13 protein-coding genes are annotated in these 15,141 nt (G+C 68.5%); 12 read left to right on the plus strand and 1 reads right to left on the minus strand.

What is annotated here, in order from left to right; all coding sequences use genetic code 11:
• The first annotated feature begins 69 nt into the window (after positions 1-69).
• The 10 genes from J7U37_RS06265 to J7U37_RS06310 all read left to right on the plus strand — a co-directional run bounded on the left by J7U37_RS06265 (position 70) and on the right by J7U37_RS06310 (position 11,415).
• Positions 70-1,518, plus strand: coding sequence for a sensor domain-containing diguanylate cyclase (locus tag J7U37_RS06265; RefSeq protein WP_247635150.1), 1,449 nt, complete (start codon positions 70-72; stop codon positions 1,516-1,518).
• A gap of 197 nt (positions 1,519-1,715) precedes the next feature.
• Entirely contained in the window at positions 1,716-3,110 is a 1,395-nt protein-coding gene (locus J7U37_RS06270; RefSeq protein WP_247635151.1) for a sorbosone dehydrogenase family protein, read from the plus strand.
• A gap of 117 nt (positions 3,111-3,227) precedes the next feature.
• A complete protein-coding gene (locus J7U37_RS06275) occupies positions 3,228-4,223 on the plus strand; it encodes an SDR family oxidoreductase (RefSeq protein ID WP_056182359.1) in 996 nt (331 codons plus the stop codon).
• A gap of 42 nt (positions 4,224-4,265) precedes the next feature.
• On the plus strand, positions 4,266-4,508 hold the full coding sequence (locus J7U37_RS06280) for a hypothetical protein (RefSeq protein WP_056485392.1): 243 nt from the start codon (positions 4,266-4,268) through the stop codon (positions 4,506-4,508).
• 128 nt (positions 4,509-4,636) lie between these two features.
• Positions 4,637-5,920, plus strand: a complete 1,284-nt coding sequence (locus J7U37_RS06285; protein ID WP_247635152.1) for a cytochrome P450 — start codon at positions 4,637-4,639, stop codon at positions 5,918-5,920.
• Between the two features lie 357 nt (positions 5,921-6,277).
• Positions 6,278-7,012, plus strand: coding sequence for a response regulator transcription factor (locus J7U37_RS06290; RefSeq protein ID WP_247635153.1), 735 nt, complete (start codon positions 6,278-6,280; stop codon positions 7,010-7,012).
• A gap of 280 nt (positions 7,013-7,292) precedes the next feature.
• Positions 7,293-7,958 (plus strand): tripartite tricarboxylate transporter TctB family protein, encoded by a 666-nt coding sequence (locus tag J7U37_RS06295; protein WP_247635154.1) that lies wholly within the window; start codon positions 7,293-7,295, stop codon positions 7,956-7,958.
• 15 nt (positions 7,959-7,973) lie between these two features.
• Positions 7,974-9,479 (plus strand): tripartite tricarboxylate transporter permease, encoded by a 1,506-nt coding sequence (locus J7U37_RS06300; protein ID WP_056485386.1) that lies wholly within the window; start codon positions 7,974-7,976, stop codon positions 9,477-9,479.
• 66 nt (positions 9,480-9,545) lie between these two features.
• Positions 9,546-10,517 (plus strand): tripartite tricarboxylate transporter substrate-binding protein, encoded by a 972-nt coding sequence (locus J7U37_RS06305; protein ID WP_247635155.1) that lies wholly within the window; start codon positions 9,546-9,548, stop codon positions 10,515-10,517.
• A 145-nt stretch (positions 10,518-10,662) separates the two neighbouring features.
• Positions 10,663-11,415, plus strand: coding sequence for a TerC family protein (locus J7U37_RS06310; RefSeq protein ID WP_247635156.1), 753 nt, complete (start codon positions 10,663-10,665; stop codon positions 11,413-11,415).
• Positions 11,416-11,616: 201 nt separating this feature from the next.
• On the opposite strand, the gene J7U37_RS06315 is transcribed toward J7U37_RS06310, so the two are convergent.
• On the minus strand, positions 11,617-11,784 hold the full coding sequence (locus J7U37_RS06315; RefSeq protein WP_200935886.1) for a hypothetical protein: 168 nt from the start codon (positions 11,782-11,784) through the stop codon (positions 11,617-11,619).
• A gap of 332 nt (positions 11,785-12,116) precedes the next feature.
• On the opposite strand from J7U37_RS06315, the gene J7U37_RS06320 reads away from it, so the two are divergent.
• Positions 12,117-13,445, plus strand: coding sequence for an alpha-amylase family protein (locus tag J7U37_RS06320; protein WP_247635157.1), 1,329 nt, complete (start codon positions 12,117-12,119; stop codon positions 13,443-13,445).
• A gap of 124 nt (positions 13,446-13,569) precedes the next feature.
• A complete protein-coding gene (locus J7U37_RS06325) occupies positions 13,570-15,126 on the plus strand; it encodes a phospholipase D-like domain-containing protein (protein WP_247635158.1) in 1,557 nt (518 codons plus the stop codon).
• Positions 15,127-15,141: the final 15 nt, after the last annotated feature.

Raw genomic sequence — 15,141 nt, forward strand, 5'->3', positions numbered from 1 at the left:
TTTCGGTGGACCCACTCGGCCCGATGGCTGAGTACGATCAATTTGCTTTCGGTGATCGGGCTCTGTGCCGTGTCCGCTTTCATGCTCTGGCAGATGCGCCTTGATGCGGCGCGGCGCTCGGAGGTCACCTCGCGCAGCCTGGTCCAGGTTCTGGGGCGCGACATCGCCCGCAACATCGAACTCTACGATCTTTCGCTCCGCTCCGTCGTCGACGGCCTCAAGTTGCCCGAACTGGCACAGGCCGACCCCGAACTCCGGCAGATGATCCTGTTCGACCGGGCGGCCACCGCCGAGAATTTCGGCCACACCCTCGTGTTCGACCGGACCGGCAAGCTCATCATCAGCTCGCGCTCTCTCAATCCGGAGCCGCTGAACTACGCCGACCGCGAATATTTCCAGTACCACGCCACCCATCCGGGCAACGGCCTGCACATCAGCCAGCCCCTGGTCTCGCGTCTGACGGGACGGCGCGTGCTGATCATCAGCCGGCGCCTGTCGGACCCGGACGGCACCTTCGCGGGCGTGGTCCTCGGCTCGATCTACCTCGATTATTTCCGCCAGCTGTTCGCGGCCGTCGGCGCGGATCACGCCGGGACCGTGACCCTCTACGGACCGGGCGGCGCCATCATCATGCGCGAGCCGTACGACGAGGCCGTGATCGGCCAGAGCGTTTCGGCGACGGACAGCTACCGGAAATTCTTCGCCACGGAGCGGGACAGCTTCAGCGGGCCCGCGATGGTGGGGGAGGGCACCCGCGACTTCGTCTTCACGAAGGTCGGGGACCTGCCGCTCCATCTCAGCATCGCCGTGACTCCGGCGCAGGTCTACGCGGACTGGTGGCACCGTGCCCTGGGCCTCGGCGCCGTGGTCCTCAGCCTGTGCGCCACCACCGTGGTGCTCACGGGCCTCCTCCGTCGCGAATTGCGCCAGCGCAGGGCTGCGGAGCGGGCCGCCCACGAACTCAACATCCAACTGGAGAAGCTCGCCACCACCGATGCCCTGACGGGTCTGGCCAACCGGCGACGGTTCGACGACGTGCTCGGCCGCGAGTGGCGCCGCGCCATTCGTAACCAGGTGCCCCTCGCGCTGCTCGTGATGGATGCCGACAACTTCAAGGGCTTCAACGATCGCTACGGGCACCAGAGGGGCGACGAGGCCCTGAGGCTGATCGCCCGCTCGATCGAGGCCAGCATCGGCAGCCAGGCGGACACGGCCTGCCGGATCGGCGGTGAGGAGTTCGCCGTCCTTCTGCCCGAGACCGATGCGGCGGGCGCCGAAGTCGTCGCGAACCGCATCCGCGAGGCCGTTCTGGGCTGGAAGGTGCCCCATGCGGGGAGTCCGAACGGCGTGCTCACGGTCAGCATCGGCGTGGCGCAGATCCCGGAAACGCGTGCCGCCGATCCCGCGGGCTTCGTCGAGGCGGCCGACCAGGCGCTCTATGGCGCCAAGGCGAACGGGCGCAACCAGGTTCAGGTCTACGGACGGGAGGTGCCGGCGCCCCGCGCGATGACGGGCTGACGACCCGGCTCGACCCCTGGGGTACCGTTGCGCCGAGGGCGAACGGAAGGGAGCCAAAACCGGTCTCGCGCGCTTGACGTCTATGCGGTGCGATCCGGCGGGCCGCATGCGGCGAACGCCCTGTCGGCGAGCGCCCTCTCCCTCAAGCGAGGCTTCGCCGACGCGACACCTCGCCCACGCGAACCGAAGTGAATGTCATGCGGACCGGATCGAAAATCGGCCTCGCGGCCCTGGCCGTCGTCCTCCTCGGCGGCGCAGCCTTCGTGCGCTTCATCGTCTTCCCCGAACAGGCGACGCTCGAAGCCTCGGCGGGGCAGGGGGCGAGCCCGACCCTGCCCGCCCCCAACCCGACCCTGATGCCGACGGTGAACATCGCCCGCGTGGCACGCTGGGAGAACGGCGCCAAGCCGCAGGCCGCCGCCGGACTTCAGGTCGCGGCCTATGCGGAGGGGTTCGACCATCCGCGCTGGATGGCCCTGCTGCCCAACGGCGACGTGCTGGTGGCGGAGGCGAACAAGCCCCAGACCGACGATCCCTCGACCGGGATCGCCGATTGGGTGGCCGACAAGGTCAAGAGCTTGGCCGGGGCGGGGGTGAAGAGCCCCGACCGCATCGTCCTGCTTCGCGACGCAAACGGCGACGGCGTCGCCGAGGAGCGCCACGTCTTCCTGAAAGGCCTGCACTCGCCCTTCGGCATGGCGCTGGTCGGCAACGATCTCTACGTCGCCAATGCGGACGCCCTGGTGAAGGTGCCCTATCAGCCGGGCCAGACCGAGATTACCGCGACCCCAGAGACGGTCGTCGACCTGCCGTCCGGCATCAATCACCACTGGACCAAGAACGTCATCGCCAGCCCGGACGGCCAGCGGCTGTACGTCACCGTCGGCTCGAACAGCAATGTCGGTGAGAACGGCCTCGACAAGGAGGCGGGCCGGGCGGCGATCTGGGAATACACGATCGCGACGAAACAGATGCGTGAATACGCGACCGGCCTGCGCAACCCCAACGGCCTCGGCTTCGAACCCACGACCGGCACCCTGTGGACGGTCGTGAACGAGCGGGACGAGATCGGCAGCGACCTCGTGCCGGACTATATCACCTCCGTGCGCGAGGGCGGGTTCTACGGCTGGCCCTACAGCTACTGGGGCAACCACGTGGATGAGCGTGTGCAGCCGCAGAAGCCCGAGCTCGTCGCCAAGGCGATCGCACCGGACTACGCGGTCGGCACCCACACGGCCTCCCTCGGCCTCGCCTTCTCGCAGGCGAGCAGCCTGCCGGAGGCTTCGAAGAGTGGTCTGCCGGAGGCTTCGAAGAGCAGCCTGCCGGAGGCTTGGAAAACCGGTCTGTTCGTGGCCCAGCACGGCTCGTGGAACCGCCGGCCGAAGAGCGGCTACAAGGTGATCTACGTGCCCTTCCGGGACGGCAAGCCCGCCGGGACGCCGGTCGACGTGCTTACCGGCTTCCTCAATGCCGACGAGAAGGCGCAGGGGCGTCCGGTGGGCGTCATCCTGGACAAGACCGGGGCACTGCTGGTTTCGGACGATGTCGGCAAGACCATCTGGCGGGTCAGCGGCGCCAGCCAGACCCAGTAGCGGCCTGGGCGATCGTCCGCCTCTCGCCCGGCCGCGAACGAACGCGGCCGGTTCGGGTTGACCCGACGGGGGCGGCGGTTCCGCCGGTGCCCCGTTCATCGAGCAGCGAAAGTCTTCATGACCGAGACGAAGACCGATCCTTCGCGGCGTGCCCTCGTCGGCGGCCTCTCCGCCGGCATGGTGGCCGCCCTCGGGAGTGCGGCCGGTGCCCAGGAGCAGGTGGCCCAGACCGATACGTCCCCCAATCCGCCCCGGAGCTATCCGCGGCCGCCCTTCGAGCGGCAACAGCAGGATTGGCCGGGCCTCGCGAGCCGGATGGTGCCGCGCCCGGACCACGGCGAGACGACCTACAAGGGCTCCGGCCGGCTCGCCGGCCGCAAGGCCCTGATCACCGGCGGCGATTCCGGAATCGGCCGCGCCGCCGCCATCGCGTATGCCCGCGAGGGCGCGGATGTGGCCATCAACTACCTGCCGGCCGAGGAGTCGGATGCGGCCGAGGTGGTGGCGCTCATCGGCCAGGCGGGACGCAAGGCGGTGGCGCTGCCCGGCGACATCCGCGACGAAGCCTTCTGCCAACGCCTCGTGGCCGACGCGGCCCGGTCCCTCGGCGGCCTCGACATCCTGGTCAACAACGCCGTCTACCAGAAATCGCAGGTTTCGATCCTGGACATCACCACCGAGCAGTTCGACCAGACCTTCAAGACCAACGTCTACGCGATGTTCTGGATCACCAAGGCGGCGCTCGCCCATCTGGGCCTCGGGGCGGCGATCATCAACACCGCGTCGGTGAACGCCTACGAGCCCTCCGAGACCCTGCTCGACTACGCCGCCACCAAGGCGGTGATCGTGAACTTTTCCAAGGCGCTCGCCAAGCAGCTGGCGCAGAGCGGCATCCGGGTGAATGCCGTCGCCCCCGGACCGTTCTGGACCCCGCTCCAGGTCTGTGGCGGCCAGCCGCCCGAGAAACTGCCGGGTTTCGGCAAGGATACGCCGATGGGGCGCCCGGGCCAGCCGGCGGAGCTGGCGGGCATCTACGTCCTGCTCGCTTCCCATGAAGCGAGCTACTCGACGGGGCAGGTCTTCGGCGCCGTGGGGGGACGCGGCGGCCCGTAGCGCGCAGGGGAGGCCGGATCGTTGGCGGACGGAGAAGGCGTGATGAACAAGGCCTATGGTGTGCAGGTGACGGTGATTCCGGCGGGTGCGGGGGAAGCGACCGTGGCGCCGGTGATCGTCGTCGCCCGCGACGAACAGGACGCGGCGCTCGTGGCCGCCGAGGCGGCGGGCTCGGGTGCCCAAGCCGAAACCCTGCGGGAACTGAGCACCGAGGAGATCGCCGAGCATGGGCTCGATCTCCACGCGCATGGCAGCCTCAAGGCCCTGCCCCTGCTGCGACTGTGACCGCAGGGGGCCGCCCGGCGCGCGGCTGAACATCCCCTGCGGCTCGCGGGTTGGACCCCGAGAGTCGACGTTGGACCCCACCCCGAACGGTTCGACGGGCTTGAACGGTTCGACCCCAGGGAGCCCCGATGACCGCGAACCCCGCCATGCTGGACCAGAGCCGCGACGCCACCCCCCTGCCGCGCGCGTCCGGCTTCGACAGCACCCTGGCGCTGCTGGCCGAGGGCTACGCCTTCATCCCGAACCGCTGCCGGGCCCTCGGCACCGACCTGTTCGCGACCCGCCTGATGCTGAGCCCGGTGCTCTGCATGTCCGGTGCCGAGGCCGCGCGCCACTTCTACGACGATCACCGCTTCACCCGACGACACGCCCTTCCGCCGACCGCGTTCGCGCTGATCCAGGACCACGGCAGCGTGATGGTGATGGACGGGGAGGCCCACCGCCGGCGCAAGGCGATGTTCCTCTCGCTCGTCGGCCACGAGGCGCTGCGCCGCCTCGCCGACCTGACGGTGGGGCATTGGCGGGCGGCCGCTGCCCGCTGGGCGCGGCAGGACGCGGTGATCCTCCTCGACGAGGCGCATGCCGTGCTGACGGCGGCGATCAGCGAATGGGTCGGCCTCCCCCTGGATTCGGGCGAGACCCGCGACCGGGCGACCGAGTTCGCCGCCATGATCGCCGGCACGGGGGCGGTCGGCCCCCGCAACTGGCGCGGTCATCTCTACCGCGCCCGTACCGAGCGATGGGCGCGCCGGGTCATCGCCGAGATCCGCGACGGGCGGCGGGCGGTGCCGGAGGGTGCGGCCCGCACCATCGCCGAGCATCGCGACCTCCAGGGCCGCCTCCTCGACGTGAAGACCGCCGGGGTCGAGCTGATCAACGTGCTGCGGCCGACCGTGGCCAATGCCCGCTACGTCGTGTTCGCCGCCATGGCGCTCCGGGACAACCCTGCCTGTCGCGAGGCCCAGCGCGGAGCCGATCCGGGCGCCCTGGCGCGCTTCACCTTCGAGGTCCGCCGCGTCTACCCCTTCATCCCGTTCATCGGCGGCCGGGTGCGGGAGCCGTTCACCTGGCGCGGCCATGCGTTCCAGGCCGGAGCCTGGGTGCTGATGGACCTCTACGGCACCAACCACGATCCCCGCCTGTGGCCTGAGCCGGACCGGTTCGATCCCGAGCGCTTCCGCGACGCGCCGCCCGGCGCCTTCGACCTCGTCTCCCACGGCGCCGGCTCGGCCGCGACCGGCCATCGCTGCCCGGGCGAGGGCATCACCCAGATTCTGGTCGAAACCCTGACCGATCAACTGGCCAACGGGATGACGTACACGATCCCACCGCAGGACCTGACCCTCGACCTCGCGAACATCCCCGCCCGCCCGCGTAGCGGGCTCGTGCTGCGGGACGTGCGGCCGGTCTAGCCGCCATCCGACTGGTCATGGGGCGCGCTTGCTCTCGGCAGGGGCCCGACGGACAGGAGATTCCGGCACAACGGGCGAGGCCGGCGAAAGTGCTTGAGAGGACCGCACGGCAATAGAATGAGCGTCACTGGACCGTCGTCTTGCGTCGTCACGGCGGATCGACTGAGTATCCTCGTTCGTCTCCAGTCCGAGTGGCATTATGACATTATCAAATATCAATTCGACGATGATTATAAAGTAATCGCTTGTCATTAAAATTCCAACACGATAACTGAACAAATTGTCGCGGAATTCATCACCGGTCCGCGTCGGGATGCCGCCGGAAGGCATCCTTCAAGGATCGCGATGGGAGTTCCGATGATGTCCGGTATCATGATCGAATCCGTCCTTCCCCACGAGAAGGTCGAGACTTCGACTATCGTCATCATCGATCCTCGAATTTTGTTCCGGGAAAGTCTGCTCTGCCAGATCCAGATGAAGGGCGACGCGCCGAACGTCCTTGGAGTCTGCACGGTCACGCATTGGCAGCAGTTGGCGCCGGCGCATCCGGGCGCCTCCGTCATCGTCATCGCGGCGACCCACCGCCGCGTCGCCCAGATGCGGAGCGAGTTGGACACCCTGGCCATCATCAGCCCGGGCGTCCCCGTGATTCTGTTGTCCGAGATCGAGGACGATCATCAGGTCACCGAGGCGATGCGCCGGGGCTTGCGCGGCTTCATTCCGATGACGAGTTCGCTGAAGGTGGCCCAGAGCGCCATCGCGCTCGTGCTGGCGGGGGGGCGCTTCGTACCTTCCGAACTCCTGTGCGCGATCCCGGCACCGCAGGTACCGGAGCCGCGCGGGGCCGATGCGGTCCGGCTCACGGAGCGCGAGGCGGCCGTGCTCGGCGGCCTGCAGATCGGCAAGCCGAACAAGGTGATCGCCTATGAACTCAACATGTGCACCAACACCGTGAAGGTTCACGTGCGCAACATCATGAAGAAGCTTCAGGCCAAGAACCGCACCGAGCTCGCCTACCTGGTCAACACCCGCGGCGTGATGGCGGCCGAGCGAAGCGCAGCAATGCGGGTTCCGCCATCGCAGCCGGATTAAAGTGCGCCCTGTAACGTGCCTAGATGTCCTGAAATCAAAGCTTGAAATCGAGCGTATGCGTAGACGCCGGCCCTTGTGGAGACTTCGCGTTACGGCATAGATTCTAGACAACAATCATTTTCGACGATCCCGATCCGACAGGGCGCATCGTCCTGTGTGAACGGAAGCGCCGGCTGCCGAGGCCATCCTCGAGCCGGCCTTCCGTCGGTACGAACGGGAACGCGCATATCGCCGTGCCATACGCCCGAGAAACGAAGGCGGGGCGCGCAGGGGAGGAACGATGAGCGACGCATCCGACGCCGTGCGGCGGACCAGGTCCGTGGTGCGCGCGCCGCAGAGCTTCGTGGCCGGCCTCGGGCTGGTCCTGCTCGGGATGTTCGGCCTCTGGGCCGCGAGCGATCTGCCGCGGGGCACCCTCGGCGCCATGGGACCCGGCATGCTGCCGCATTGGGTGGCGATCGGCGTCGCCGCCTGCGGAAGCGTTCTCGCCGTGACGGGCCTCGCCCGCGAAGGGGCAGGCCTGCAGACCACAGGCCTGCGCGGCCCCCTCACCGTCGTGCTGGCCATCCTGGCCTTCGCGATCACGATCCGGCCCTTCGCCCTCGGCTCCGTTGCCAGTCCGGGCCTCGGTCTCATCGTTGCGGGACCGCTCGCGGTGATCATCGGAGGCTATGCGACTCCCGAGGCGCGCTTTCGCGAACTTCTCATCCTGGCCCTGCTCCTCACCGCCGGATGCATGCTGCTGTTCGGCGACCTGCTCAACCTGCCCATTCCCATCTTCCCCACCGCCCTCATCGAGGCGGCGAGCGGGACGATTCCGTCGCGCGTCATGCTGCGGCTCGCGGCCGGTGCGCTCGCCCTGGCGGGACTGGGCCTGCTCGCCGTGGAGCGCCGCTCCACCCGCCGGAGCCGGACCGACGTCGCCCCGCACGCGATGACGACCTGATCGGGAGCGCGGCACGTGACGGATCTCCTCGCCAATCTCGGCCTCGGTTTCGCCGTCGCGCTGAGCCTTCAGAACGTGACGCTCTGCTTCCTGGGTTGCCTCGTCGGCACGCTGATCGGGGTGCTGCCCGGCGTCGGGCCGATCGCCACCATCGCCATGCTCCTGCCGATCACCTTCGGGCTCGATCCCGTCGGCGCCCTGATCATGCTCGCAGGGATCTATTACGGGGCGCAGTACGGCGGCTCCACCACCGCGATCCTCGTCAACATCCCGGGTGAGGCGACTTCGGTCGTCACCACCCTGGACGGGCACCAGATGGCGCGCCAGGGCCGGGCCGGCGTGGCGCTCGGCATCGCCGCCATCGGCTCGTTCTTCGCCGGCACCGTCGCCACCCTGCTGATCGCGGCCCTCGGCGCACCGCTGACCCGCCTCGCGCTGATCTTCGGACCGGCGGAGTATTTCGCCCTGATGGTGATGGGGCTCGCCTTCGCGGTCGTCCTCGCGCACGGCTCCGTGCTCAAGGCCGTGGCCATGATCCTGGTCGGCATCCTGTTCGCCACGGTGGGCACCGACCTCGAGACCGGCCAGGAGCGGATGACCTTCGGCTTCGGCTTCCTGACCGACGGCGTCGACTTCTCGGTGCTGGCGATGGGCCTGTTCGGGGTCGCCGAAATCCTGCGCAACCTCGACCAGACCGAGACCCGAGAGATCGCCCGGGCGCGTATCGGCCGCCTGCTGCCGAGCTGGGCGGACCTGCGGCAGGCGGCCCCCTCGGCGCTGCGCGGAACTGCGATCGGGTCGATCCTCGGCATCCTGCCCGGCAACGGCGCCGTGCTCGGCCCCTTCGCGGCCTACACGATCGAGAAGCGGCTCGCCCGCGATCCGAGCCGGTTCGGGCGCGGGGCCATCGAGGGCGTCGCCGGCCCGGAGAGCGCCAACAACGCCGGCGCGCAGACGGCCTTCATTCCACTCCTCACGCTGGGCATTCCGCCGAACGCCGTGATGGCGCTGATGGTCGGCGCGATGACGATCCACGGCATCGTTCCGGGTCCCGGCGTGATGACCAAGAACCCCAACCTGTTCTGGGGCATGATCGCGTCGATGTGGATCGGCAACCTCATGCTGCTCGTCATCAACCTACCGCTCGTCGGCATTTGGGTGCGCCTGCTGAAGGTGCCCTACAGGCTGATGTTCCCCGCGATCCTGATGTTCTGCTCCATCGGCATCTACTCCATCAATGCGCAGCCGACCGACGTGATGCTGATCGCGGCCTTTGGGGTGTTCGGATACGGGCTGATCAAGTTCGGCTTCGAGCCCGCGCCGCTCCTGCTGGGCTTCGTCCTGGGCAAGCTGATGGAGGAATACCTGCGCCGCGCCCTCACCCTGTCGCGCGGCGACGCCCTGGTGTTCCTCGAGCGCCCGGTCAGCGCAGTGCTGTTCCTCGTCACCTTCACCATCCTGGCGGCGGCGCTGCTGCCGTCGCTGCGACGAAGCCGCGACGCGGTGTTCACGGAGGCCTGACGGCGTGGACGCCTCGGCGTCTTGCGGCAACGGGTTCGACAACCAGAAACCAGAAGGATGAGGAACATGAGACGGGCACTCGCCATCGGCCTCCTGTCGGCACTCGCTGCGTTCGGTGCGGCCGCCGACACCTATCCCCAGCGCCCGATCACCATGGTGGTGCCCTTCGCGGCCGGCGGACCGACCGACGTGGTGGCGCGGATCGTCGCCGAACCGATGTCGCGCGCGTTGGGCCAGCAGGTCGTCATCGAGAACGTCACCGGGGCCGGCGGCACCACCGGCATCACCCGCGCCGCGCAGGCCGCGCCCGACGGCTACACCATCATGATGGGCCACATGGGCACGCACGGCGCCGCGCCGGCCCTGTTCAAGGGCTTGAAATACGATCCGGCCAAGAGCTTCGATCCGATCGGCCTCGCTGCCGGCACGCCGATCGTCATCGTCGCCAAGAAGAGCTTCCCGGCCCAGGACCTCAAGGGCTTCATCGAGGTGCTGAAGGCCCGCGGCCCGGCGATCAACCAGGCTCATGCGGGCGTCGGCTCCGTCTCGCATTCGACGGGCGTGCTGTTCAATTCCCTCGCCGGCGCCAAGCCCACGCTCGTGGTCTATCGCGGCACGGGGCCTGCGCTGAACGATCTGATGGCGGACCAGGTCGACTTCATGACCGATCAGATTGTCAACGTCGCGCCTCAGATCGCCGGCGGGACGATCAAGGCCTACGCCATCGCCACGCCCGAGCGCTCCCCGAGCCTGCCCGACGTGCCGACGACGAAGGAGGCGGGCCTGCCCGGCTACGAGGTCAGCGCCTGGAACGCCGTGTTCGCGCCGAAGGGCCTGCCGGCGGATGTCAGGGCCAAGCTCACCGCCGCCCTCAACACCGCGCTCAAGGACCCGGCCACGACCAAGCGCATCCTCGATCTCGGCGGAACCGTGCCGAAGGAGGCCGAAGCGGGTCCCGCCGCCCTGCAGGCACTGGTCGAGCGCGAAGTGGCGCGGTGGACGCCCGTGCTCCGCTCCGCCGTCGAAGCCAATCCCTGAGACGTCTTCTGCGCCGGCCGCCCGTCAGGGGGGGCCGGCTCTTTCAACACGTCGGTTGCCCTTCTGCGCACGGGCGTCCAGGACAACGGGCGCCGGCACGGGACACCACCGCTTCACCGGGCCGGAGCATCAGAGGCGCCTGATCGTGGATTCCTACCTTACCTCCTCCTTCCTGCTGTCGCTCCTCCAGATCGTCTGGATCGACATCATCCTGTCGGGCGACAATGCGGTGGTCATCGCCATGGCCTGCCGAGGCCTGCCCGAGCGGCAGCGGCGGATCGGCGTCTTCGCGGGCGCCTTCGCGGCGGCCCTGCTGCGGATCTTCTTCGCCGTCATCATCTCGCAGTTGCTGGCGGTGCCGCTGTTGAAGGTTCTGGGCGGACTCATCCTGCTGCACATCGCCGTCAAGCTGGTGCGCGGCGAGGAAGAGGACGAGAGCGCCGTCAAGGAGCATTCCAGCCTGCCCAAGGCGATCTGGACCATCGTGGTGGCGGATGCCGTGATGAGCTTCGACAACGTCGTAGCGGTGGCGGGCGCAGCCAAGGGGCACGACGAGCTCTTCATCATCGGCCTCGCCTTGTCGGTGCCGCTCCTCGTGGTCGGCGCCAGTCTGATCACCCGGCTGATCGATCGGTTCCCGATCCTGATCTGGTTCGGCGGCGGATTGCTCGGCTGGGTGGCCGGCGAGATGATCGCCACGGATCGGCTCGTTCAGCAGCAGATGGTCGTGGTGCTGCCCGCAGGCCTGCAGGGGGCCGTCCCATACGCGATGGGCGTCCTCGGGGCCGCGCTGGTGGTCGGCATCGGCCTCCTTCTCAAGCGCAAGTCCGACAGGGCCATCGCGCAGCAGCAGGCCGCAGCGGTGGGCCGGGCAGAGGCGGACGTGCTCGGCAGCTGATCGATCGAGACTTATGTTCCGATCGAGGTTTGCATTCCGATCAAGTTTCGCGTTTCGATCAAGACTTGCGTCGTTTCGGCGGGAATTGATCGACTCGGCGCGGCGACAGGTGACGGGTCAAAAGAAAAGCCCCGCCTTCGAGGGGCGGGGCCGATCGGTTCGGTCGTGTGGGTCCGCTGATGCGGGCCGGGGGACGGTCCGTCAGGCCGCCAGCTTCACCGCGGAGGCCGGAACGTTGTCGTTCACGATCGCCAGTTCGCCGGCCGAGATGACGGACGCAGTGCTCTTCGGGGTCAACCGATCGGCCACGAAGGCCACGAGCGCGATGTTGGCGGTACCGGCGGCGACGACGAGAAGCAGGGTGAGCATGAAGGTTATCCCGAGAAGCGATTGCGTTGACGCTGATATGACGCTTCCCGCCCAAGACTGGTATGCCAGATACGTTATGCCAGATATACCAGTCCTGCATGGATGAGGATGCGAACCGGTCAGGTCAAAGTATCTTGCATTATGGTTCTTAGACTTCATGTCCGAGACAGCAGTATTATGCCGCGCGCTGTCACCGTGTCATCGGACCTCCGGAGCCTGCCTCGACGGCCGTTCGCGCGCCCGACAAACACGTGATGGGCGAACAGAGCGCGGTATGGCACCCGAGGCGGACCTGACGAGTTTTCCTGCCGGTTTTGGACGAAGGCGGTGCCGTGCCGGATTGGATTGAACACACGATCTGGTGGCAGGTCTTCCCGCTCGGCTTCGTCGGCGCCGAGCCCGAGACTGCAGCGGGTGCTCGCGTCGTGCATCGCCTGGGTCACCTGCAGGCCTGGCTCGACTATGCCGTCGAGCTCGGCGCCACGGGACTTGCGCTCGGACCCGTCTTCGCCGCCTCCACCCACGGCTACGACACGGTCGATCCCTTCCGGGTCGATCCCCGCCTCGGCGACGAGGCCGATCTCGTTGCCCTGATCGAGGCCGCGCATGCGCGGGGCCTGCGCGTGCTCCTCGACGGCGTCTTCAACCATGTCGGACGCGCGCATCCCGCCTTCCAGGAGGTTCTGCAGCAGGGAGAGCGAGCACCCAGGGCCGGGTGGTTCAAGCTGTCCTGGCCGCATGGCGGTCATCCGGGCGCGGAGCCGGACTACGCCTGCTTCGAAGGGCACCGGCAACTCGTGACGCTGAATCACGACGCGCCCCCAGTGGCCGATTACGTCGTCTCCGTCATGACGCACTGGCTCGCCCGCGGCGTGGATGGCTGGCGCCTCGATGCGGCCTACGCCGTGCCGCGGCGATTCTGGGCCGATGTCCTGGGCCGCGTGCGGTCGGCCCACCCGGACGCCTACCTGCTCGGCGAGGTGATCCACGGCGATTACGCCGCCCTCGTGCGCGACACCGGCCTGGATGCGGTGACCCAGTACGAGCTTTGGAAAGCCATCTGGAGCGCGCTCAACGACCGTAACCTGTTCGAACTCGCCCACGCGCTCGACCGCCACAACGCCTTTCTCGATACGTTCGTGCCGCTCACCTTCGTGGGCAACCACGACGTCACGCGGATCGCCAGCCGTCTCGTGGATGAGCGCCACCTCCCCCATGCCCTCGCGATCCTGCTCGTCTGCGGCGGCACGCCTTCGATCTATGCAGGTGACGAGCAGGCCTTCCGCGGCCTGAAGGAAGATCGCATCGGCGGGGACGATGCGATCCGGCCGGTTTTTCCAGACACGCCGGCCGATCTCGCCCCCTTCGGCTGGCCGATCTACCGGCTGCACCAGACGCTGATCGCCCTGCGCCGCCGCCATGCCTGGCTGCACCGCGCCCGCACGCGGACGCTTCACCTGACGAACACCCAGCTCGTGCTGTCGGTCGGCGACGGAACGCGACGCCTTCTCCTCGCCCTGAACCTCGCCGAGGACGCGGCGGTCGTTCCGGCGCCGGACGCCCGCTCGGTGGAAGCCGGAGAGGCTGTCGTGACGGACGCCGGAACACGGGATGCGCGGGCAAGTCTCGGACCCCATCGCTGGGCCGTGCTGGCCGTCTGACACGCTCGCGAACGGCCTGCGCGGGACAGAACGCTCGGCGCGAGACGGCGCGGATGCGTGCGTGGTTTGCGAACCGGCCGCGGTCCCGTATCCACGGTGTCGGTATCGGAACCCCGGGGCGGCTGTGGAAGAGGCGTTTCATCGGTGGATCGCGGCGTCCGGGTCGATCCGATCCAACGTCCTGATGGGGATCGGTCTGGCGTCGGCGCTTCTGCTGACGATCCACGTGCTTCTGCACAAGCGCGAGGTCGGCACGGCCATCGGGTGGATCGGACTGGCTTGGCTCGCGCCCCTCTCCGGGTCCGCGCTGTACCTGCTGTTCGGCATCAACCGCGTCACCCGCCGCGCACGACAGCTCGCGGTGCCCCCCTCGGAGCCGGCGCAGACGGAGCCGCCGCAGGCACCCGCGATCGCCCCGGCCTTTCGGGCGCTCGACCACGCTGTTCGACACATCACGCGCCTGCCGCTGGTGGCGGGCAACGCCGTCCGCCTGCTGCGGAACGGCGACGAGGCCTATCCGGCGATGCTCGACGCCATCGGCCGCGCGCAGCGGTCCGTGGCCCTGTCGAGTTACATCTTTCGCAATGACCGGACCGGTGCGGCCTTCTTCGACGCCCTCGTCGCCGCGAAGGCCCGGGGCGCCGAGGTCCGCGTGCTGATCGACGGCATCGGCGGCGGCTACTTCCGGCACCCGATCTACCGGCGCCTGCGGGGGGCCGGCGTGCCGGCCGCCCTGTTCATGCACTCGGCCCTGCCCTGGCGCATGCCGTTCCTGAACCTGCGGACGCACACCAAGCTCCTCATCGTCGACGGCGCGACCGCCTTCACCGGCGGGATCAACATCGCGGACGAGAACCGCGTCGGCTGGCATCCTCCGAACCCGGTCCGCGACACCCACTTCCGCATCGAAGGGCCGGTCGTCCGGCAGCTCGCGGGCGCCTTCGCCCGAAGCTGGATGTTCGCCGCGGGCGAGGATCTCCACGGCGACCGCTGGCAACCCGCCCCGGCCAGCGACAGCACGGCTTTGGCCGGCGGCACGGCGGTTTTGGCCGGCGGCACGGCGGCTTTGGCCGGCGGCACGGCGGCTTTGGCCGGCGGCACGGCGGCTTTGGCCGGCGGCACGGCGGCTTTGGCCGGCGGCACGATGGCCCGGGTCGTGACCTCCGGGCCGGATGCCGACATCGAGAAGATCGAGCACGTGGTGCTGCATGCCCTCAACGGGGCACAGCGCAGCATCCGGCTCGTCACCCCCTACTTCCTGCCGAGCGAAGTGCTGACGATCGCGCTCCTGCTCGCGGCGACCCGGGGCGTCGGCGTGGACGTCATCATTCCGCGTGCCAGCAACCACCGGTTCGTGGATTGGGCCACCCGTGCCCATGTCGGCCCGCTGCTGGCTCACGGCGTCCGGATCTGGCTGAACGATCCGCCCTTCGAGCATTCCAAGATGCTCGTCGTCGACGAAACCTGGTGCTTCGTCGGCAGTGCGAACTGGGACATGCGGAGCTTCCGCCTGAACTTCGAACTCAACCTGGAGCTCTACGACCCGGCTCTGGCAACCGAGCTCGGCCGGTCCATGCAGGCGAAGATGACGACCCGCCTGGAATGCGCCGAGCTGACCCGTCGCAGCCTACCGGTCCGGCTCCGGGACGCGAGCGTGCGGCTGTTGCTGCCCTATCTCTAACCCCCCGATCTCTTA

This window comes from Methylobacterium sp. 37f, assembly GCF_023093475.1.
Classification (GTDB): Bacteria; Pseudomonadota; Alphaproteobacteria; order Rhizobiales; family Beijerinckiaceae; genus Methylobacterium.

Bases quoted from the DNA above. Each gene is read 5' to 3' on its own strand.
- J7U37_RS06275 (WP_056182359.1), top strand. From the start codon at position 3,228: ATGACCGAGACGAAGACCGATCCTTCGCGGCGTGCCCTCGTCGGCGGC.
- J7U37_RS06285 (WP_247635152.1), top strand. From the start codon at position 4,637: ATGACCGCGAACCCCGCCATGCTGGACCAGAGCCGCGACGCCACCCCC.
- J7U37_RS06270 (WP_247635151.1), top strand. From the start codon at position 1,716: ATGCGGACCGGATCGAAAATCGGCCTCGCGGCCCTGGCCGTCGTCCTC.
- J7U37_RS06315 (WP_200935886.1), bottom strand. From the start codon at position 11,784: ATGCTCACCCTGCTTCTCGTCGTCGCCGCCGGTACCGCCAACATCGCG.
- J7U37_RS06295 (WP_247635154.1), top strand. From the start codon at position 7,293: ATGAGCGACGCATCCGACGCCGTGCGGCGGACCAGGTCCGTGGTGCGC.
- J7U37_RS06305 (WP_247635155.1), top strand. From the start codon at position 9,546: ATGAGACGGGCACTCGCCATCGGCCTCCTGTCGGCACTCGCTGCGTTC.
- J7U37_RS06290 (WP_247635153.1), top strand. From the start codon at position 6,278: ATGATGTCCGGTATCATGATCGAATCCGTCCTTCCCCACGAGAAGGTC.
- J7U37_RS06280 (WP_056485392.1), top strand. From the start codon at position 4,266: ATGAACAAGGCCTATGGTGTGCAGGTGACGGTGATTCCGGCGGGTGCG.